The sequence below is a fragment of the Corallococcus sp. AB032C genome, assembly GCF_003668935.1.
GTDB lineage: Bacteria > Myxococcota > Myxococcia > Myxococcales > Myxococcaceae > Corallococcus > Corallococcus exiguus.
The window spans coordinates 20,264-40,280 of the sequence record NZ_RAWP01000041.1; the positions used below are offsets into that span (position 1 = coordinate 20,264).

20 protein-coding genes are annotated in these 20,017 nt (G+C 68.0%); 9 read left to right on the forward strand and 11 right to left on the reverse strand.

Annotation, left to right across the window (positions count from 1 at the left end):
• Positions 1 to 178 precede the first annotated feature (178 nt).
• The 4 genes from ada to D7X99_RS19645 all read left to right on the forward strand — a co-directional run bounded on the left by ada (position 179) and on the right by D7X99_RS19645 (position 4,739).
• Positions 179 to 1,252, forward strand: a complete 1,074-nt coding sequence (gene ada, locus D7X99_RS19630) for a bifunctional DNA-binding transcriptional regulator/O6-methylguanine-DNA methyltransferase Ada (RefSeq protein WP_121779110.1) — start codon at positions 179 to 181, stop codon at positions 1,250 to 1,252.
• Positions 1,249 to 1,989, forward strand: a complete 741-nt coding sequence (locus D7X99_RS19635) for a 2OG-Fe(II) oxygenase (protein ID WP_121779111.1) — start codon at positions 1,249 to 1,251, stop codon at positions 1,987 to 1,989. Before ada ends, D7X99_RS19635 begins: the two co-directional genes overlap by 4 nt.
• A 697-nt stretch (positions 1,990 to 2,686) precedes the next feature.
• Positions 2,687 to 2,992: a DUF4573 domain-containing protein gene (locus tag D7X99_RS44670; RefSeq protein WP_366934525.1), complete on the forward strand. Its 306-nt coding sequence runs from the start codon at positions 2,687 to 2,689 to the stop codon at positions 2,990 to 2,992.
• Positions 2,993 to 3,602: 610 nt separating this feature from the next.
• Positions 3,603 to 4,739 carry a DUF3103 domain-containing protein gene (locus tag D7X99_RS19645; protein ID WP_121779113.1) on the forward strand — a complete coding sequence of 379 codons (1,137 nt, stop codon included), beginning with the start codon at positions 3,603 to 3,605 and terminating at the stop codon, positions 4,737 to 4,739.
• A gap of 44 nt (positions 4,740 to 4,783) precedes the next feature.
• Here the strand turns inward: D7X99_RS19645 and D7X99_RS19650 are convergent, their stop codons facing one another.
• Entirely contained in the window at positions 4,784 to 5,341 is a 558-nt protein-coding gene (locus tag D7X99_RS19650; protein WP_121779146.1) for a cysteine hydrolase family protein, read from the reverse strand.
• A 112-nt stretch (positions 5,342 to 5,453) separates the two neighbouring features.
• Here D7X99_RS19650 and D7X99_RS19655 point away from each other — a divergent pair, with 112 nt between their 5' ends.
• Positions 5,454 to 6,437 carry a GlxA family transcriptional regulator gene (locus D7X99_RS19655; RefSeq protein ID WP_158627036.1) on the forward strand — a complete coding sequence of 328 codons (984 nt, stop codon included), beginning with the start codon at positions 5,454 to 5,456 and terminating at the stop codon, positions 6,435 to 6,437.
• A 50-nt stretch (positions 6,438 to 6,487) separates the two neighbouring features.
• Here the strand turns inward: D7X99_RS19655 and D7X99_RS19660 are convergent, their stop codons facing one another.
• Both D7X99_RS19660 and D7X99_RS19665 read right to left on the reverse strand, forming a co-directional pair.
• Positions 6,488 to 7,906 carry a cytochrome P450 gene (locus D7X99_RS19660; RefSeq protein WP_121779115.1) on the reverse strand — a complete coding sequence of 473 codons (1,419 nt, stop codon included), beginning with the start codon at positions 7,904 to 7,906 and terminating at the stop codon, positions 6,488 to 6,490.
• Between the two features lie 21 nt (positions 7,907 to 7,927).
• Positions 7,928 to 9,958 (reverse strand): lipoxygenase family protein, encoded by a 2,031-nt coding sequence (locus D7X99_RS19665; RefSeq protein ID WP_121779116.1) that lies wholly within the window; start codon positions 9,956 to 9,958, stop codon positions 7,928 to 7,930.
• Positions 9,959 to 10,217: 259 nt separating this feature from the next.
• Here D7X99_RS19665 and D7X99_RS19670 point away from each other — a divergent pair, with 259 nt between their 5' ends.
• Positions 10,218 to 12,281, forward strand: a complete 2,064-nt coding sequence (locus D7X99_RS19670; RefSeq protein WP_121779117.1) for a lipoxygenase family protein — start codon at positions 10,218 to 10,220, stop codon at positions 12,279 to 12,281.
• A gap of 46 nt (positions 12,282 to 12,327) precedes the next feature.
• Here the strand turns inward: D7X99_RS19670 and D7X99_RS19675 are convergent, their stop codons facing one another.
• From D7X99_RS19675 to D7X99_RS19690, 4 genes are read right to left on the reverse strand one after another with little or no spacing between them, the layout of a single operon-like run.
• A complete protein-coding gene (locus D7X99_RS19675; protein ID WP_306414345.1) occupies positions 12,328 to 12,579 on the reverse strand; it encodes a hypothetical protein in 252 nt (83 codons plus the stop codon).
• A gap of 53 nt (positions 12,580 to 12,632) precedes the next feature.
• Complete coding sequence (locus D7X99_RS19680) at positions 12,633 to 13,124, reverse strand: serine/threonine protein kinase (RefSeq protein ID WP_121779147.1); 492 nt, start codon at positions 13,122 to 13,124, stop codon at positions 12,633 to 12,635.
• 11 nt (positions 13,125 to 13,135) lie between these two features.
• Positions 13,136 to 14,068, reverse strand: coding sequence for a DUF2381 family protein (locus D7X99_RS19685; RefSeq protein WP_121779118.1), 933 nt, complete (start codon positions 14,066 to 14,068; stop codon positions 13,136 to 13,138).
• A 52-nt stretch (positions 14,069 to 14,120) separates the two neighbouring features.
• Positions 14,121 to 15,014 (reverse strand): 1,4-dihydroxy-2-naphthoyl-CoA synthase, encoded by an 894-nt coding sequence (locus tag D7X99_RS19690; protein ID WP_120577562.1) that lies wholly within the window; start codon positions 15,012 to 15,014, stop codon positions 14,121 to 14,123.
• Positions 15,015 to 15,101: 87 nt separating this feature from the next.
• On the opposite strand from D7X99_RS19690, the gene D7X99_RS19695 reads away from it, so the two are divergent.
• Genes D7X99_RS19695 through nth form a run of 3 tightly spaced genes read left to right on the forward strand, consistent with a single transcriptional unit; the run spans position 15,102 to position 17,233 of the window.
• Positions 15,102 to 15,419 carry a putative quinol monooxygenase gene (locus tag D7X99_RS19695; RefSeq protein WP_121779119.1) on the forward strand — a complete coding sequence of 106 codons (318 nt, stop codon included), beginning with the start codon at positions 15,102 to 15,104 and terminating at the stop codon, positions 15,417 to 15,419.
• 1 nt (position 15,420) lies between these two features.
• Entirely contained in the window at positions 15,421 to 16,587 is a 1,167-nt protein-coding gene (locus D7X99_RS19700; RefSeq protein ID WP_121779120.1) for an iron-containing alcohol dehydrogenase, read from the forward strand.
• A 10-nt stretch (positions 16,588 to 16,597) separates the two neighbouring features.
• The gene (nth, locus tag D7X99_RS19705; protein WP_121752138.1) at positions 16,598 to 17,233 is read left to right on the forward strand and encodes an endonuclease III; all 636 of its coding nucleotides are present in this window, start codon (positions 16,598 to 16,600) and stop codon (positions 17,231 to 17,233) included.
• Between the two features lie 4 nt (positions 17,234 to 17,237).
• On the opposite strand, the gene D7X99_RS19710 is transcribed toward nth, so the two are convergent.
• From D7X99_RS19710 to D7X99_RS19725, 4 genes are all read right to left on the reverse strand, one after another.
• Complete coding sequence (locus tag D7X99_RS19710; protein WP_147476190.1) at positions 17,238 to 18,083, reverse strand: hypothetical protein; 846 nt, start codon at positions 18,081 to 18,083, stop codon at positions 17,238 to 17,240.
• A gap of 74 nt (positions 18,084 to 18,157) precedes the next feature.
• Positions 18,158 to 18,565, reverse strand: a complete 408-nt coding sequence (locus D7X99_RS19715) for a hypothetical protein (protein ID WP_147476191.1) — start codon at positions 18,563 to 18,565, stop codon at positions 18,158 to 18,160.
• Between the two features lie 12 nt (positions 18,566 to 18,577).
• Positions 18,578 to 18,877 carry a hypothetical protein gene (locus D7X99_RS43170; RefSeq protein WP_199756354.1) on the reverse strand — a complete coding sequence of 100 codons (300 nt, stop codon included), beginning with the start codon at positions 18,875 to 18,877 and terminating at the stop codon, positions 18,578 to 18,580.
• Positions 18,878 to 19,060: 183 nt separating this feature from the next.
• Positions 19,061 to 20,017, reverse strand: coding sequence for a DUF1152 domain-containing protein (locus D7X99_RS19725; protein WP_233613541.1), 957 nt, complete (start codon positions 20,015 to 20,017; stop codon positions 19,061 to 19,063).

Genomic DNA, 20,017 nt, shown 5'->3' on the forward strand with positions numbered 1-20,017 from the left:
AGGCGTGCTGGCACGCATTGCGTGAGCATGGCGGGAGGTTCACTCCTGGCGCGATTGGACAGCTTCACGACATGACGCCCTGTTCCATGCCGGTCCGAATTCGACCGCAAGGCGCGGAGTGCTGGCCTGGGGACCGGGGGTTAGGTTTCGCCTCGTGGTCATCGAAAGGAGGCGGAGCATGGCGACGAAGACGGAGGCCCTCGCGGCGGCGACGGTGGGCGACCCGCGCTGGGCGGCGGTCGTCGCTCGGGACGCGGCGGAGGATGGGCGCTTCTTCTATTCCGTGAGGACGACGGGGGTGTACTGCCGTCCGTCCTGTGGCGCGAGGACGCCGCGGCCGGAGAACGTGGGGTTCCACGCGACGGAGGCGGCGGCGGAGCAGGCGGGGTTCCGGGCGTGCAAGCGGTGCAAGCCGGGGGAGCCCTCGCTCGCCGTGAAGCACGCGGACCGGGTGGCCGAGCTGTGCCGCTTCATCCAGGCCGCTGAAGAGATGCCGAGCCTGGAGGATCTGGCGGAACGCGCGGGGCTGTCGCCGTATCACCTGCACCGGGTGTTCAAGGCGGTCACGGGGCTGACGCCGAAGGGCTACGCGGCGGCGCAGCGGGCGGAGCGGATCCGCACGGGGCTGACGAAGCGCGGCTCCGTCACCGAGGCCATCTACGACGCCGGCTTCAATTCGAGCGGTCGCTTCTACGAAACCTCCAGCCAGGTCCTGGGCATGACACCGACGAACTTCCGCGCCGGGGGCGCGAACACGGAGATCCACTTCGCCATCGCGGAGTGCTCGCTGGGCCCCATCCTGGTGGCCACGAGCGACCGGGGCGTGTGCGCCATCTTGATGGGGGATGATCCGGACGCGCTGGCGAAGGACCTCCAGGACCGCTTCCCGCAGGCGACACTGGTGGGCGGGGACGCGAAGTTCGAGCAACTGGTGGCGAAGGTCGTGGGCTTCGTGGAGGCGCCGCGCGTGGGGCTGGATTTGCCACTGGACGTGAGGGGCACGGCGTTCCAGCAGCGCGTGTGGCAGGCGCTGCGGGAGATTCCAGCGGGGAAGACGGCGAGCTACATGGACATCGCTGAGCGGATTGGTTCGCCGAAGTCGGTGCGGGCCGTGGCTCAGGCGTGTGGCGCGAACGCGCTGGCGGTGGCGATTCCGTGTCACCGGGTGGTGCGGAATGACGGGGCGCTGTCTGGGTATCGGTGGGGCGTGGAGCGAAAGCGTGCGCTGCTGGAGCGAGAGGCGCAGCGATGAGGGCGCGAGCACTCGCGGTTCGCTCGGTGGCTGGAATCGCCGAGCGGGTGCGTGCGGTGGATTGGGCGGCGACGGGCGGGGAACTGGATGCCCGTGGGTGCGCGGTGTTGGAGCACCTGCTCACGCCGGACGAGTGCGAAGTATTGGCGCTGCTCTACGACGTGGAGGATGCCTTCCGCAGCCGCGTGGTGATGGCGCGGCACGGGTTCGGCCGGGGCGAATACAAATACTTCGACCATCCGCTGCCGGAGGCCGTGACGGAACTGCGTACGGCGCTGTACCCGTACCTGACGCCCATCGCGAACCGCTGGAACACCGCCATGGGCATCGACGTGCGGTATCCGGACGCGCACGCGGACTTCCTCGCGCGCTGCCATGAGGCTGGACAGACGCGGCCCACGCCCCTGCTCCTGCGCTACGGCGTGGACGACTACAACTGCTTGCACCAGGACCTGTACGGCGAGCACGTCTTCCCGCTCCAGGTGGCAGTCCTCCTCTCCGAACCGGGACGGGACTTCACGGGCGGCGAGTTCGTGCTGACGGAGCAGCGTCCCCGCATGCAGTCAAGGGCAGAGGTTGTCCCGTTGCGTCAGGGAGACGCGGTCGTCTTCGCGGTGCATCACCGCCCGGTCCAGGGCACGCGGGGTACGTACCGCGTCAATCTGAGGCACGGCGTCAGCCGTGTGCGCTCCGGCACGAGGCATACGGTGGGCATCATTTTCCACGATGCGGCATAGGCCGCGCAGTCAAACCAAGACTGACTTCATCCGAACTGCGTTTCAGAATCGGCATGAACCCGCCTCGTGAAGATTGAAGAAATAGCCCTCAGAGCCTGTTGAATTGGGCCGCTACGCAAGGCGGCGCAGCATGAGGCCGGTCATCGCGATGTGGATGAAGGTTTCGGACAAGAGCTCGTGAAAAAGGCGGCGCCGGACAACGGCCAACCGTCTCCTGTTAAGGACACGTAGGCCGAGCACACCGCCCCGGGCTTGGGGCCCGGGGCGGCTCCCCTTCAAAGTGAGCCGTCCCGATGTCGAGCAGGGCGCGCGAAGAGGCAGCGCGCCGCCCTCCAGCAGTGGGTGGGGTGCCGCTGCGTGCATGACGGCCCGAGCAGCGGCACCTGGTGGCGCACGGCCTCATGGGACTCGGCCGCGCGCGTCTCCAGTGATTCCCACGAGGCAAACCCTGGCGTTGCCTCGTGGCCCGAGGCAGTCATCCAACTACTTCAAGCAGTTGAAATGGGCATAAGAGGTATCATACTCAAAAATGCCAGTAGTGGCCGCATAGCCGCTTGCAACGCAGAAGCGATGAGCTGCTGTGGTGCATAGGAGAGTTAGCTTGTTGGCGTACGTGCAGTCTGGTTTGTAGGATGTGAGAGTAGTCCAAAGTGCAATGTACTTAACTGCACCTGGCCCCTGTGGCCCAACAGGTCCGATGGCGCCCGTTGCGCCCGTCGCGCCGGTGTCGCCCTTGAGGCCCGTCGCGCCGGTGTCGCCCTTGGGGCCCGTCGCGCCAGTGTCGCCCTTGAGGCCCGTCGCGCCGGTGTCGCCCTTGGGGCCCGTCGCGCCAGTGTCGCCCTTGAGGCCCGTCGCGCCGGTGTCGCCCTTGGGGCCCGTCGCGCCGGTGTCGCCCTTGGGGCCTTGCGGGCCCACCGTGATGCCGAGGGCAGAGTTCTGTTCCGGAGCTGGCCCCGTTGAGACACTGAGCAAGTACGTCCCGGGCGTATCCAGGAGGTTATAGGGGACGGTGATGACGATCGCCGTATCCCCATAGACCTGGATTTTGTTGGGTTGGACGACGATGCCTGCGAACCTCACTGACGACTTCACGGTGCCGAAGTTCTCGCCGTAGATGTAAAGCGTGTCGTTCGGCGTGTCAGCTTCCGTCGACGTTATGAGCAATGCGCCAGCCGCATGGGCCGAAGTCGCCGAGCCCATGAGGGCAAGCACACCCACCAAATACGTCCAGCCACGAATCCGTTCCGCTACGGCCATTTCGGCTCCTTTGAGAGTAGGAAGAGCCGAAGTTGAACCCTGGACTTCATTCGAAGTCCACGATTTGACTGTAAATCCAGCGTGTCAGTAATTATCCGAACGCGCCCCCGCAGGATTGGCGGCTCGCGCTAAGCCAGCCCAACCAATTCCGTTCAGGGGGTGGCGGCTCGGGTAGGCAGTCTGCCGCGGGGACCGGGCTCATCCGGCCCGGGTCCCTGCCACTCAGCAGACGCTTCTTCGTAATCCTGCTTTTTCTTGCATATCCATGAACGCAGGCTGTGATGAATAATGGCCGGGACCGCGTTGCCTTGCATCCGCGGCGGCTGGCCCAGCACCCTCGCTCACCGGAGAATCCAATGAAGCGGATAGGGATGGTCATCGCGCTGTTCGTCTGCGTGAACGCAGCCCCCCAGGCTCGAGCCGCCGCCATGAAGCCAGCGGCGCTGCGCGAGCGCATCAGCGTGTCGCTGGCCGCCGACAAGCGCGAGGTGGCGCTGACCCTGGCGAAGCAGGACCCGGTGCTGCGAAAGGCTCTCGCCTCCCGCTTGAGCGGCGAGCACCTCGCTGTGGATCTGAAGCAGTGGCTGGGCGCCGTGTCGGCCCCGCCCTCCGTCACGGGCGTGGCGGAGCGAGCGGACCTGAACGTCCGTCGGCTCAAGGGCCTCGAACGGGAGCTCGACAGCCTGCTGCAGCTTCGTCTGGCCAGCGCGTCCATGCTGCCGGCATTGCAGCAAGGCGTTGAGCCTCTCTACGCGTACGAACCGGATGGCGATGACTCCCAGTGGCGCTTCATCGAGGCCTTCGATGGCCTTGGCCGCGTGCACCGCCTCGACGTGCACCGCCTGCCCGAACAGCCGGTGCTGGTGGTGGACATCGACGCGCGCAGGGACCTGGCCGCCGGCATCAAGCTGATGCGCGAGCACCTCGTGGCCCTCGGGCAACGTCCCCTGCCCGTCCTGGAAACGGCCGCCGCAGCGACCAGCACGCCGGTGACGATCCTCGATCGCATCTACCTGAACGACGACGAGGAGCCCTGGATCTCCGGCAACGCGGAGGTCTATGCCATCGTCAATGGTGTCGACCCCAGCCGTGACGCGCCTCAGTTGGACATCGTCGACATGCCCTATCTGGACACGGACGGGAGGACCTACTCCCCGAACCAGGTCCTGATCTTCTGGGAGCGCTACCGCTGGGCGGCGGCGAACGTCATCCTCATGGAGCACGACGACAACACCAGCTACCAGGAGCTGGTGAGCTACCTGTTCAATGTCGCGAGCCAGATCCTGACCGCAGTGGGCCAGCCGGAGATCGGCGCCCTGGTGGCCCTGGGCAGCGGGCTGGTGGATCGCATGCCGGGCGAATGGTTCACCAACGACGACGACTATGTCGATTCGTTCTACACCCTGGAGAAGAACCACGCCTACACCAACCACAGCGGGGCACGCGGCAACGCGGTGGTGTCTCTCAGGCCGTACGAGCTCGCGAGCCAGTAGCAGCGGCCGGTAGGGGTCGAGGCGGCGCTGCTCGACCCCTCCGGTCAGCGTCCGGCCTGGGCCAGGAAGTCGGCGGTCGGCAGGACCCTGGCGTAGCCCATCCCCAACGCCGCCAGGAACGCGGCATGGACCTGGGGCGCGGGCACGCTCTGGCCCTGGAACTCCAGGCTCCGGGCCGCGCACGCATCCCCCAGCACGGTGACCGTGTAGCCCAGGTCCGCTGCCGCCCGCACCGTGGCATCCACGCACATGAGGGTCATCATTCCCACGACCACCAGGTGCTTCACCTCCAGGGTCCGCAGGCGATCCTGGAGGTCCGTCTCGCGGAAGCTATTGGGGAAGTGCTTGAGCACCACCGCTTCACCCGGTCGAGGCGCGACTCGGGGATGAATCTCCGCGCCCGGAGTCCCCGGCAGGAAGAAGGTGGCGCCTGGCTGCGGTGATTCGTGGCGCACGTGGATGACCGGAACGCCGCGCTCCCGGAAGAAGTCCAGGGCCGCCCGGGCCTGGGTGGCCGCGGCATCGGAGCGCTCCAGCTCGAACCGCCCCCCGGGGAAATAGTCATTCTGGATGTCGATGAGCAGCAGTGCGGTGTTCTCCACGGACGTCCTCCTTCATTCGGGTCATGATGCGTCGCCACGTCGAATACGCGGGCCCGCGCCCCGGCGGGAGTGTTCGGATCGACAAATCCGGGGCGGAAACCGACAAACGCGCATGCCTGCCGAGTCCTCGTCGATTCGTGTCGCGGTGCTGGCCCTGGAGGGCTGCGTGGCCTCCAGCGTCGCGGGCCCGCTGGACGTGTTCGCCATGGCCAACCGCCTGAGCCGGGACCAGGGCGGTGGAGAACCCTTCACGACGGAACTGGTGGCGCCCCTCGCCGGCCCCGTGCGCAGCTTCCATGGCCTGATGCTGGGCGCCGCGCGAGTGCCGACCCCGACGGAACGCTTCGACGTCGTCATCATCCCCGCGCTCGTGGGCGACCTGGAGCAACGCGTGGCGAAGCGCTCCACCACGGACTGGCTGGCGGGACAGCACACGCGAGGCGCGAAGCTCGCGGCGGTGTGCGCGGGCGCCTTCCTGCTCGCCGAGGCGGGGCTCCTGGAGGGCCGGGAGGCCACCACGCACTGGGGGCTGGCCCGGGACTTCGCGACCCGCTATCCCCGCGTGGCGCTCAAGCCGGAATTGCTCCTGGTGGACCATGGCGACGTGCTCACCACGGGCGGCATCACCGCCTGCATGGACCTCTGCCTGCACCTGGTCGCGAAGCAGGTCTCCGCGGAGCTGGCCGCGCTTTGCGCCAGGATGCTCCTGGTGGAACCCGGCCGTCGGTTCCCCGCCCCCGACGCGGTGCACGCCACGCATCGCGACCACGGCGACACCGCCGTGCTGCGCGCCCAGGAGTGGCTGGAGGCCCACCTCTCGGAGCCGGTGACCCTGGCGGGAGCGGCCGGGGCCGCGATCCTGGGCGAACGCACGCTGCTGCGTCGGTTCCGCAAGGCCACCGGCGATACGCCCCTGGACTACGTCCAGCGCCTGCGCATCGAGGCCGCCCGGCGACTCCTGGAGACCACTCCTCGAACCGTGGAGGACATCTCCCAGTCCGTCGGCTACGCCGACACCACATCGTTCCGCCGCCGCTTCAAGGCTCGCACCGGACTGTCTCCGGGCTCCTACAGGAAGCGGTTCGCGCTGCGCTGATGTGACAAAGGAACCGGTCCTTCAATATCGCGACCGTGGTGGCCTCCGGCCTATGCACTCCGGGCGCGCACGTCCGCGGATGACGAGGCTGCGCGAGCGACGAGCTTCCCGGTGACACCCTTCGGCAGCACCACGCCGAAGAAGAAGCCCTCCTCGAAGGGCTCCGTCGAGTCGAGTTGGACCTTCACGCGGGAGGCAATCGTCGCGAGCGCCGTCTTCAGGAACGTCATCGCGAAGTCCGCGCCCACGCACGCGCGCGGCCCACGGCCGAAGGGGAAGAAGTGGCCGCTCCCCAGCGGGTCTCGCGTCGTGCCGCCGTCCAGCCAGCGCTCCGGCTTGAACGTGTCCGGGTCCGGCCAGTGCGCCGGGTCGCGGTGCAGGTGCTGGTTCGAGATCATGATCATCGCCCCCGCCGGCAACGTGACCCCGGCCAGCTGCGCGTCCTTCGGCGGCGTGCGCGTCATCACCCGGACCGCGGGCAGGATGCGCAGCGCCTCATACGCCACGGCCTCCACCCACTTCGCGGCGTCCAGCTTCGCGAGCGTCAGCGGTCCGTCCGCCACCAGCGAGGCGGCCTCGTCAGCCAGGCGCGCGTCGGAGTCCGGATACTTGTTGAGCTGGTGGAACGCCCCCACCAGCGTGACGCTGGAGGAGAACGCACCGCCGAAATAGGTGCCCCCGAGCATGTGCGCCAGCACCTGATCATCGATGCCCGGCGTCTCCCGCAGGTAGCGGGACATGATGTCCACGGCACGCGGATCCTGCCGCTTGCGAGCCGCCTGGATCCGGTCCACGAAGTGCCCGTAGAAGCGCGCCTTCGCCACGTCGAAGTCCTTCGGCGGCCTTACGAACTTCAGCGGCAGCTTCGACTGGATGCGCGCGTCCGCCGCCCTCGCGAGCAGAATGAAGTCCTCGAACACCTGATCCGGCAGCTTCTCCCCCACCGAAGCGACCGAGAACGCGTCGAAGGTGAGCCGGCGCAGCGCGGGCGTGAGGTCGATGTTCCTCTGATTCAGCAGCGCGTCCACGGATTCGGAGATCGCCGCCTGCATGGGGCCCACCTGATCCGCCAGCCACTCCGTGGCCCACGGCTGCGCGCCGGGCTCCAGCTGGCGCTTCCGGACCCAATCCCCGCGCAGCTCCGCAGTGAAAGCCGTGTCGTCCGTCGTGGAGGGGCGGATCTGCTCGCTGATGTTCCCCTTCTCGAACTCCATCCGGCGCGGGGACTCGTAGACCTCCGCGATGAGCGCCGGGTCGTTGAGCACCAGTCCGGGGTTGGGCCCCATCCAGATGAGCGTGACGCCGCCGTACTCGCGGCCATAGCGCGCACAGACGTCCCAGGGCGACGCCCCCAGGAAGTCCCCAGCAGTGCCGAGGATCCCCGGCTGGGGACCGGGCAGCGACGCGAACGGCTTGCGCTTCGCGCCGAAGAACAGGTTGAAGATGCCGCGAGAGAGGGCGTTGGGCATGGGCAGAGTCTCCTGACGGCGCTAGACGGTGATGCCACAGGGGATGCGGTCGGCCTGCAGGACGGTGTAGGGCACCGCGCTCTTCGCGTTGCGCGCCTTCACGGCCTCGCTCTGCGCGCGCAGCCGGGCGTGGAAGCGGTCGCGGATGGCGATGAGCTCCGGCTCCTGGAAGTAGTCCTCGCGCCAGCCGCCCTCGTGCAGCAGGTACTCCTCGTCGTCCCCGAAGCTGGACAGCGCGCGGCCCACCGCCACCTGCCAGAGCATCTGCGTCTTGGAGGGAATCATCGCGTCGATGTCCTTCTCCCCCAGGACGCCCTTCTCGCGCGGCGGAGGCTGGCGCATGCACAGAGGCGCGTTGGGCACGAAGGCGTAGTGCTCGTACTGGAGGTAGTTCACCGCCGCGTGCTGGACGCTGACCGTGAAGAGCACGGTGGTGAGGATGTCGGTGAGGTCGGACACGCGCTCCAGCTCCGCGCAGGGCAGCTTCTCCACGGGCAGGCCGTGCTCGGTGAGGTCCTTCCACCAGCGCCGCAGGTCGGTGTCGTGCACCAGGTCCTCGTCCGACTTGTAGAAGTGCTCCAGCACACCGCCCACGTACTCTTCCAGCGCCTCCCACAGGAGCAGCGAGTCATCGCGGTACGGGTAGTGCGGGAGCACCGCCGGGTCGAGCACGCCACGGCGCTCGAGGTCCAGGCGCGGCTTGTTGTCCGCGAGCGTCCAGGCCCTGTATCCCTTCTTGCCCAGGAACACGTGGCCCTGGTCGGGGCCACCCGTGGCGATGAGGTCGTCGAACACGCCGCCCGCGGCGAGCAGGCCCTTCCGGGCGCCCTCGTTGATGGCGAGCGTGTAGCGGAAATGGCGGCGCAGCAGCTTGTAGACGGGGTGCGGGTCCGGGAGGTTGCGCATCGTCGCCATGACGAACGGCTCGGCGACGAAGTGGGTCCGGAGCGCGTGCCCCACCATCTGGTGCGTGTTGCCCTCGCTGCACCGGAGGTAGATCTTCGCGGCCAACCAGTCGTGCGGGCTGTCATTGGGCGTGAACACCGGATCCAGCGCCGGGTCGCGGCCGAGTTGGATGGCGATGGGCCGCAGTTCCCGCGTGTCGTCCAGGTACAGCAGGCATCGGGACGCAGGCGCCCACCGGCGCTCCTCGACGCCCGCCTTGTCCGCCTTCCTGAACATGGGCACGTCGCCCAGGATCTCGAAGTCGAGCAGGAAGACGCGCTTGCCGGCCAGCGCCTGCGGGAGCGTCATGCCAGGAGCCAGCAGGCCCCGCAGCTCGGAGTCCTGGAGGGGCATTCCTTCCGGCAGCGCGGTGATGGACTGGATATGGACGGGGCTGATGCCCTGCACGGCCTGCCGGGCGAACTCGGTGTCGTCCTGCCAGCGCCTGGCGATCGCGGGCAGTTCGAGGCCCTTGAAGAAGTCGAAGACGTCCACGAGGCCATTCCACGCCTTGCCGAGCACGGGCATGTGCAGCTTGATGGCCGCGAGCGTCTTCGCGATGACGACCTCATAGCTGCCGTCCACGAGGCCCCGGTAGAGCTCGTCCTTCGGCAGCGGGCGCTCCTCCGTGATGTCGAGCGCGCCGGGCAGCCCGGCGGTGGCCTCCGCGGGGCGCCAGGGATACATCCGCTGGCGGGCCTGGAGCAGGTCGTTCCGGGCGACCTTCTCCCGCTCGTGCTGGACCTGCTGGGGCAGCCGGGCGGTGCCCTCGAGGACGTCGGCGGTGGCCTTGCCCAGGACCCAGCGGTAGTACGGGAAGAACCAGTGCTTCCCCAGCGCGGTGACGGTCACCGAGTCGAGGAGCCAGTCGCCACCAACGCCACCACCCGCGTTGGAGAACCGGAGCAGGAGCAGGTCCCCCAGGTCCTCGGACCTGACGGAGTAGGCGTCCACCGCGCCGGCCTCGAAGTCGTTGTGGAAGCGCTTGTCCAGGACTCGCGGCTGGCTTTCGCCCTTCGTGCCCACCAGGACCACGGAGATGGTCGAGTTGGTCCCCGCGCCGAGCTTCGAGCTCGTGCGAATCGTCAGCGTGTAATCGACGGTCATGGATTCCCCCACTAGCACGCAAAGCGAAAGGTACGCCGCTGAAACCGGGACGGACAAGCCGGGCTCTCCTCGCACTGACGCTGATCACGGCGACGTCTCTCGGAGCCTGCACTGAAGTCGATAGCGGATTGCCCTCCGGGGCGAACACCCGGGTATGGGATTACCGCGAGGGCATGCGGCGGTGCTCGCCCCGGGGCGTGTTACCTTCCCGCGCGATGAAGCCTGCTTCCCGTCGTCCCCTGATTGAGGCACGGAGCTGATGCGCACCACCTGGCGCCGTCTGTTGACCTCGTTGGGGTTCGCTTCGAAGGCCGGGGAGCCGCCGCTCCTGGAGGCGGAGGAGCTGGCCCGGTGGTACGCGGGGCTGGGGCTGAAGGAGCGGCTGGCGGTCAGCCGCAACCTGGTCGAGCGTGTGCGTGCGCCGCGAGCGTCGCGGGATCCGTTGACCCTCCCGGCCGTCGTCACGGGCCGGCTGATGTTCGAGCAGGACGGGCCGCAAGGCCCCATTCCCATGCATCACATCAAGGTGGAGCTGTGGGACCGGGACTTCGGCACTCCGGACGACTTCCTGGGCGAGACCTTCACGGGCGCCGATGGTTCATTCACCATCCGCTACGACCCGGCGGACGCGGGTGAAGGAGACGTGCCGGACCTGGAGCTGCGCTTCTTCGAACCGCAGCACACCTTCCGGCAGGACGGCCGTGTGGTGGAGACGTGGAAGCGCATCGGTTCCGAGCGGGGGCCGGATGACCACGCAGGCTTTGACCACGACTTCGGGACGTTGCGGCTGCCGTACTGGGAATACGATCCGTCGACGCCGCTGGCGCGGCTGCTCGTGGTGGAGGAAGGCACGCCACCCACGGCGTATGCACCAGGGCGCGCGCTGGCGATGCTCAAGGCCGTCGCGCCCATCGAGCTGGTGAAGCGGCAACACCAGATGCAGATCCGGCTGGGACAGGCACCGAGCCTGGGGAAGATCCAGGCGGACTACCCGGAGGCGACGACGGTCCGGATGGAGCGGGAGTCACCGGGCTCCTCGCGCAGTGATGCGTGGTTCGGGGAGCGGCTGCTCAACGGGATGTTCTCCAGCATCCTGGACCGGGACCCGGAGGTGCCTGGGGATGCGCAGGCCTTCCGGCTGTATCTGCCGTGGAATGCCTATGAGCAGGACGGCGTGCATTGCCTGCCGGACGTGGACCTCCGGCTGAGGCTGGTGGACGGCAAGCTGATGCCCCAGCGGATCATCCTGGGGATGCGGGAGCCCGGAGCGACGGCGCCCGGCTCACCGGTGACGCGGCGGACGTACACGCCAGCGGACGGCGCGGACTGGGAGGCGGCGAAGCGGATGGCTCGGGTGAGCGCGACACTGGACGTGGAGCTGGGCAATCACCTGGGGCAGTGCCACTTCAACGTGGAGCAGTACGCCATCGCCGCGCACCGGAATCTGCGGCACAACCCCTTGCGCTGGTTGCTCATGCCGCACCTGCGGGAGGTGGTGTTGATCAACCACGCCGCCACCGGATTCCTGGTGGGCCCCACGGGGTACATCACGCGGGCCAGTGCGTTGACGGAAGCAGCCATCCACCAGCGGTTGGAACACCTGATGGGCAGCTACGACTGGAAGGGCTTCGCGCCCGCGACGCCAGTCTGCGAGGGCCACCGCTACGCGCAGGCGGGGCAGTTGTTCTGGAAGCTGCTCGGGGAGCACATCGACGCGTTCTTCACGGAGCACGGCGCGGCGGTGGAGGCTCAGTGGCATGAGGTGCGCCGGTTCTCGGAGGACCTGGTCGCGCATTCCGCTCCGGCGTTCGTGTGCCGCTACCTGCGAGCGACGGTTCCAGGAAAAGAAGCGCCGTGGTTCGTGCGCTCGGAGCGCATGGACCTGGGGGCGAAGGTCGCGGAGCCCGCGACGAAAGCCGTGAGCGCCGTGACTCGGACGGATACGCCCCAGCCGGGTGAGGTCGAGGCGCTGAAGCACCTCTGCCGCTACGTCATCTTCTTCGCGACGTTCCGCCACGCCTGGGCGAACAACCTCCAGTGGGAGGACGCGGGAGAGGTCCTGTACTCGTGTCTGGGGTTGCGCTGGGGCAAGGGCGGCGCGCTGTCCACAGAGGAGGACCTGGACGTCGCGCCGACGCCTGACGAAGCGACGGAGATGCTGTGGATCTCCTGGATGCTGTCCAAGACGAACTACGGCTTCATCCTGTCCAACGAAGAAGAAGACATGCATCCCCGGCTGCTGGAGCTGCTCCGGGCCCGTGCCGCGGACTTCGCGGCCCTGGGCCTGGACGTCCGGACGGTCAGCTCTCGCATCAACATCTGAGCTGCTCAGGGCTCCATTTCCTCGGGAAGTGGCGTGCGGAGAAACATCAGCCCGCCGCCCTTCCTGCGAGGAATGACCCGGAAGCCCTTTCCCGCGACACGAACCAGGTCGCCTTCCTGCCCCAGCCCCTGCGCGAGCCAGGCATCCGCCTCCTCTTCCCGTTCTCACGGACATAGAGCAGCGCCACCGCGGCGATTCTCAGAGCTTCGTCCTCGGGCGCCCCGTCCTGGAACTGCTCACCAATCCTCCCAAGCACGCCCATCACGGCATCGACGTCGAAATTGGAGTTGTAGGCCATGGGTCCTCCTACAGAACCAGGATCAAAGCTCCAGCGGCACCCATAGTCAGATGTCAGCGAAATGAATCGACGATGTAGGCAGCCGCAACGGAGCCGTCGAGAATCGCCATTCCGGGCTTTGACTCAGGCAGCTTCCGCATCTGATCCCGGCTGAGCCGAGCCACAGCGCAGATGGGAACCTTGTCGCCGTCTGGCGGGTGGGCCTCGTACCAGCGAATGACGACCTGGGGCCCGCTCGTCCAGACTTGCCCATACAAGCGCGTCGTCGCCTCAAGGGTGCCCATGTCGTCCTTGAGAATGCTCTCAATGGGTCCGTCGTAGAGCGAGATGCGCCTTGCATCGATCTGGTTGGCATCGAGATCCACCAGCGCTGCATCTCCAACGCGCAGCCTCAGGTACCGCATCACTTCGAGCGCCTTCGCCGAGCACTCCTGCGGTCCTGGGGTGCCGTCGGGGCGTAGCGCGACACCGCCAGCCGTAGTGCAGCCGGAAGGAGCGCCAAGCAGGAGAACGGAGCCGAGCAACAGGGCCTTGGGCATGCGCATGAGCGCCACTTCTACTGCCGAAGCAGGGTGTGATCCATCGCGACGAATACCTGGAGGAGTCCATCGTCCCGGAATATCTGGAGCGCCAGATCGGCCAGTTGCCCTTCCTTGTCCTCGAAGGCGCTCTTGTCGACAACGACGGCGATCCTTCCCGACTGTCCCTCGACGAGGACGGAGCGATTCATGCGAAGCGCGAACGGGCGAGCGGTGTCACTGGAGAAGTCGCGCGTCAGATAGGCCGCGTCAAACCTCCAGGACTGGCCATGGTAGGTGTTCGTCAGGTGAATCACGGCCGCAGCCTTTTCCGGCCCCGAGAAGACCTCAACGACCATGTCCATGTCTTCGTTCTTCGAGCGCCAGAACTTCGCACGCCGAAACGGCGTCTTCTTGACCTGTCCATTCGCGAGAAGCGTCGCATAGGCGTGGTCAACCGAGTTCTCTTCCTGCTTGAAGCGCTCATTCTCCTCACTCAACTTGCGCTCGCGGCTGAGCGAGTCATAGAGCGACGAGAGGACCGCATCGTAACTGTCGGGGTCCTTGAACACGTTGACCTGATAGTCGATCCAGCCCCAGCGCTCCTGGCCCTTGGCCCTCACGAGGAACATGAAGTCTGTTCCATCAACGAGTGTCACCAGCAGGGGTAACGCTTCGCCGCTGTCGAGCTCACGCAGCGGTTCGAGGATGACCTTCTTGCCGCCGATCAGCGGCGCTTCGAAACGTCCTTCCCACCCCAGGAACTTCGTCCGGGCGGGATCCACTTCCGCCTCGAATCGAAGCGCTGTCACCACCTGCCAGGAGACATAGATGGACGACGCCTCCTGGGCTGGATGGGCTGGGACCTTGAGCGTCCGAATTGTGAGCTTGTCCGACACGTCCCTCGCCAGGGACGGCGAAGCGATCAGGACGAGCAGTAGGCCACACCTGAGCAGTGGGAGTACGCGCATGGAGGGACAACCTACCAGGGCAGGTGTGTCCCATCCAACCCGTACCGCAGGCTCAGTACGTCCAGGGGAAGCGCTTGAAGTCGCGCTTGCGCTTCTGGACAAACGCGTCGCGGCCTTCCTGTGCCTCTTCCGTGCCGTAGCCCAGACGCGTGGCCTCGCCCGCGAAGAGCTGCTGGCCCACGAGCCCGTCGTCCGGGAGGTTGAAGGCATACTTCAGCATCTTGATGGCCGTGGGGCTCTTGGTGTTGATCTCCGCCGCCCACTCCAGCGCCACCTTCTCCAGGTCCTTGTGCGGCACGGACTTGTTGATGGCGTTCATCTGGAACGCCTCGTCCGCCGTGTAGGCCTGGCCCAGGAAGAAGATTTCCCGCGCCCGCTTCTGCCCCACCTGCCGCGCCAGCAGCGCGCTGCCGTAGCCCGCGTCGAAGCTGGCCACGTCCGCGTCCGTCTGCTTGAACATCCCGTGTTCCTTGCTCGCGATGGTCAGGTCACAGACGACGTGCAGGCTGTGCCCGCCACCCGCCGTCCAGCCCGGCACCACCGCCATCACCACCTTCGGCAGGAAGCGGATCTGCCGCTGGACCTCCAGGATGTGCAGCCGCCCCAGCCGCGCCGGGTCCGCCGCGTCCTCGCCGGGCTCGTACTTGTATCCGTCCTTGCCGCGGATGCGCTGGTCGCCTCCCGAGCAGAACGCCCACCCTCCGTCCTTCGGCGACGGCCCGTTGCCCGTGAGCAGCACCACGCCCACGTCCGTCATGAACCGCGTGGCCTCCAGCGCCCGGGCCAGCTCGTCCACCGTCTTCGGACGGAACGCGTTGCGCACCTCCGGCCGGTTGAACGCGATGCGCACCGTGCCCTGGTCCACCGCGCGGTGGAACGTGATGTCCTTGAACTTGTGGCCTTCCACCGGCTGCCAGCGGGACGCGTCAAAGAGGTCCGAGACCATGCGCAGTCTTGCTCCGAAAATGGGGGAGTGAACGGCCCGGAACCCTAGCGGTTTCCGCTCGGGGACGCCCGCGCTACCGTGCGCGCCATGTCCACGAGCCTGCTCGTCGTCCATGTCCATGTGCACGTGCTGCCCCAGCACGTCGACGCCTTCCTCCAGGCCACCCTCGCCAACGCTCGCGAGAGCGTGAAGGAGCCCGGCATCGCCCGCTTCGATGTCTGCCAGGACAACGACGACCCCACCCGCTTCGTCCTCGTGGAGGCCTACCGCACGCCGGACGCCCCCGCCGCGCACAAGGAGACCGCCCACTACCTCACGTGGCGTGACACCGTCGCCCCCATGCTGGCCGAGCCCCGCATCCCCCATCGCTACTCCAACCGCTTCCCCGACGACGCGGCCTGGTGACATGCCCACCGCCCCCTTCGAGTTCGCCACCGCCACCCGCGTCCTCTTCGGCCCGGGTCGCGTCCAGGAAGTCCCCGACCTCGTGCGAGGCCTCGGCGGCCGGAAGGTCCTGCTCGTCACCGGCACCAACCCCGCCCGCGCCGAACCCGTCCGCGCGGGGCTCGAACGGCTGGGCATCCCTTCCACCTCCTTCCGCGTCCCGGGCGAGCCCACCGTCGAACTCGCACGCGAAGGCACCGCCGCCGCCGTGGACTCCGGCTGTGACGCCGTGGTCGCCATCGGGGGTGGCAGCTCGCTCGACGCGGGCAAGGCCATCGCCGCGCTCGCCGCCAACGGGGGCGACCCGCTGGACTACCTGGAGGTCATCGGCCGGGGCCAGGCCTTGACGAAGCCGCCACTGCCGTTCGTGGCCGTGCCGACCACGGCGGGCACCGGCTCGGAGGTGACGCGCAACGCGGTGCTGGGCTCGAAGGAGGCCGGCGTGAAAGCCAGCCTGCGCAGCCCGATGATGCTCCCCCGCGTCGCACTGGTGGATCCGGACCTGCTGGAGCATGCGCCCGCAGACGTGCTCGCGGCCGGCGGCCTGGACGCGCTGTCACAGCTCATCGAACCGTTCCTGTCCATCCGCGCCCAGCCGCTCACGGACGCGCTCGCACGTGAAGGCATGCAGCGTTCAGCGCGCTCCCTGCGCAAGGCGGTGCTGCATGGCCCCGGCCCGGCGGAGCGCGAGGACCTGGCCATCGCCAGCCTCTTCGGCGGCCTGTGCCTCGCCAACTCAGGCCTGGGCGCGGTGCATGGCTTCGCGGCGCCGCTGGGCGGGATGCTCGGCGCGGCCCATGGCGCGCTGTGCGCCGCGCTGCTCGGGGCCACGCTGGAGCTGAACCTGGAGGCGCTGCGCTCGCGTGCTCCGGACCACCCCGCCCTGCCCCGCTTCCGCGAGCTGGCGGTGCTGCTCACCGGCCAGTCCAACGCCCGCGCCGAGGACGGCATCATCTGGGTGAAGGACCTGGTCCACGCCGTGCGCATCCGGGGCCTGCGCGACATGGGCCTCACCGATGCGGCCATCCCGGAGCTCGTCACCAAGGCCCGCGCCGCCAGCAGCATGAAGGGCAATCCGCTCCCGCTCACGGACGCGGAGTTGACGGCGCTCGTCGAACGGTCGATGTGAGGACCCACCCATGAAACCCGCCGCCCTCGTCCCCGTGGTGCTCGAACGCCTTCGCGAGAAGTACCCCGACGCGAAGTACGAGCTGAACTGGAACACGCCCTTCGAACTGCTGGTGGCCACCATCCTGGCCGCGCAGTGCACCGACGAGCGCGTCAACCGCGTCACCGCCGAGCTGTGGAAGAAATACGACGGCCCCCAGGCGCTCGCGGACGCGGACACCGCGGAGCTGGAGGAGGACTTGAAGCCCACCGGCTTCTTCAAGCAGAAGACCAAGACGGTGCAGGCCATGAGCCGCGCGCTGCTGGACGCCCACCGGGGCGAGGTGCCCGACCGCATGGAGGACCTGGTGGAGCTGCCCGGCGTGGCGCGCAAGACGGCCAACGTCGTGCTCAACACCGCCTTCCAGCAGGCCTCCGGCATCATCGTGGACACGCACGTGGCCCGCGTCAGCCAGCGCCTGGGCCTGACGAAGCAGGAGAAGCCGGAGGCCATCGAGACGGACCTGATGAAGCGGGTGCCCAAGGACGACTGGACCTTCTTCGGCCCCGCCGTGGTGCTGCACGGCCGCTACACCTGCGTGGCCAAGAAGCCCAAGTGCTCGGAGTGCCTCCTCAACGACGTGTGCCCCAAGCTGGGCGTGGCCTGAGCCATCACATGTGCGCGAGCACCACCAGCGTCAGCACCCAGTCCAGCCCGGCCTGGAGGAAGTAGTAGGTGGAGCCGTCCAGCGAGGTGCCAAACCCGGTGCCCAGGTGGCCGATGGGCCCCGCGAAGAACTTCATGCCCACCTCGGCGCCCAGGTTGATGGGGGCGCGCCGCGAGGGCGAGTCATCCAGGTACGGGCCCACCAGCGCCCGGGCATAGGGCGCGAACCAGTTCGTCACGAAGTGCTGGTAGCCCACGGTGGCGTTCAGCGACACCCGCTTCGGGTCCACGCTCGCGTTGACGCCCAACGTCAGCCGCCGCGCCTTGAGCCCCATGGGCTGCACGTTCACGTCCAGCGCCATGCCCATGCCGCCGTCGAACGGGACGCGCCAACCCAGCGCGAACTCCGTCGTCGACTTGTCGATGGACAGCGCCTCGTAGCGGAAGTGCGCCGCGCCCGCCACGTCCCCGCGCGCGTCCTCGAGGTCCGCGAGCGCCAACGTGGCCTCCTCCGACTCCTCGTCATACGCCTTGCGCAGCGGCGACTCCGCGCCGTCCAGGTCGCCCCGCGACAGCCGGTCCCTGCCCTGCGACAGGCAGGCGGACGTGGAGCCCATCGCGCACGCGAGCCCCAGGGCCCGGTCCGCCTCCTCCGTCCGGTTGTCCACCTGGAGCTGCTTCCCCCAGGTCTCGCAGGCCCAGGCGCTCCCGCCGTCGCACTTCTCCTCCAACGTGGGGACGCGCGTCACCTCGCTCGTCGTCACGCACGCCACCGCCAGCAGGCACGGCAACAGGAGCAGCCATCGGACGGAGGACGCATGAGGACCACGGAGGGCTTGGGCCGCAACCATGGTCCACATTCAAACACACTGTGAGGGAGCGGGTAGGCCCCAGGCATCGGAGCTCCTGCCACACCTCGGCGCCGTCAGTGGCTGGCCGAGGCCCGCTTCCGGAACTCAATGATGGGCGATGCATCCAGCTTCCACTCGCCATTCACGCGGCGGACCTCCATGGGAAGGGGGGAAGCCGGGCTTTGCAGGACGACGCTGTCGGGGGCTTCCTTCAGCCGGGTGATCTTCATCTCCCGGGTTTGAGCCCCCAGGGCGTCCGCCACGTCCTTGGGGTAGCCCTTCCCTGGCCAGAGCAGCGCCGCATCCGGATGGTCCAGGATGAGGGGCCGGATGGCCTGCTCATCACCGGTGAGGTTGGCCAGCATGAAGCGGCGGTAGACGTCCTCGGGCGATCCAGCGGCATCGCTTCCCTTCGAGCAGCCCGCTGTCGCCAGCAGCGCCACAGCCGCGGCGCCACCCCACCGCATGAAGTCCATCCTCACGGTCCCATCCTTTCAGCGTTCTTCCAGGGGGCCTTCCCCGTCGTGGATGATGCCAGGATTGCGGCCGATGTCCGGCCCGTCCCCGCTGCGCTCGTCGGCCTTCTGTTCCTCGGAGGCCGTGTCGCCCGAGCCGCCTACGCCTTCACGGAAGCCGTCGGCGGCCTCGCGGCTGGACTCGCGGATGCTCTCCGCAGCCCGGCTGGCGCCATGTTGGACGTCCTTGGCGGCCTCGCCTACCTCCTGCCCGGCCTGCCGGGCGTTCTCGTTGACGGCCTGCTGCTGGCGCTCATTGCAGCCGGCCGTAAAGCTCACGGTTCCAATCACACCCAGCACGACGAGCCCCGTTGAAGTGGCGTGTCCACATGGTCGTCTCCCCGAGGGTCCCGGCCCTCTGGGGTGAAACGTAGGCACGCCCGCTTCCGGACGGAGTCCCGCTTCCCCGCTCGGAAGGCCCCAAGGCGCCGCTTGCCTGTCAGCCCCCGGCCGCCCGGGCCGCTAGACGGGAATGTCCTCCCACGGCTTCGTGGGGTGCCGGGCGCGGAAGGTCTCGATGCGCGCACTCACCTCCCAGCTGGTGGTCGTGTCCCGCAGCAGGTCCAGGTACAGGCAGCGCCTGGCGACGGCCTCCAGGTCGAAGGCCCAGTACATGCTCATCAGCGGGTTGATCCACAGCTTGCTGCCCTGCGTCCGCGACGTGCGGTGCTGGTCGCCGTAGTCCCCATCGATGGCGCCCACCACGGACAGCGACACGATGCTCGGACGCCGGGCCATCTCCTCGGAGGAATACAGGACCGCCTCACGGTAGCGGTCCACCTCCGGCATCCCTGGCAGCAGCGCGGTGACGCCCAGGTAGGCCCCGCGCCGGCTCAGGTCCGCGACAGCTTCCAGGTAGTGCGCGTGACAGATGCCGTGGAACGCATCCACGCCGAAGCCCAGGCAGACGATGAGCTTGTCCCGCAGCGTCAGCGAATCCACCGCCGCCAGACTGGAGATGTCCTCCTCCGGTGTGCCCAGCCCGGCCTCATCCCCGCGCATGAGGATGTCCGTGCCGCCGTCCACCAGCACCACCGTGTCAAAGCCCAGCTCCGCCTGCAACGCAGCCCAGGCTGCGCTCAACGGCGCGACCCCGACCTTGTCGAAGCAGTAGATGGAGACGGACTCGCCTCGCGCCTGGAACCAACGGGCGAGCACGCCTTCCGGGAAGTAGTGCGCCGGCCCCTGTGTCTCCGCGCGGACCTCCATCAGACCCGGGGCCACGACGCGTCCATCCACGCGGTCCAGGACCGTGAAGCTCAGGTTCGCCAACGACACGCGCTTGCCCATCGCGCGCAGCCGGAAGTACAGCGGCAGGCCGCAGTAGATGTCGAAGCCGCCTCCCGCGCCCGCGAGGAGCACGTGATCCGCACGCTGGAGCCGTTCGAACAGCGGGGATGTGGCCAGGTCCATGGACAT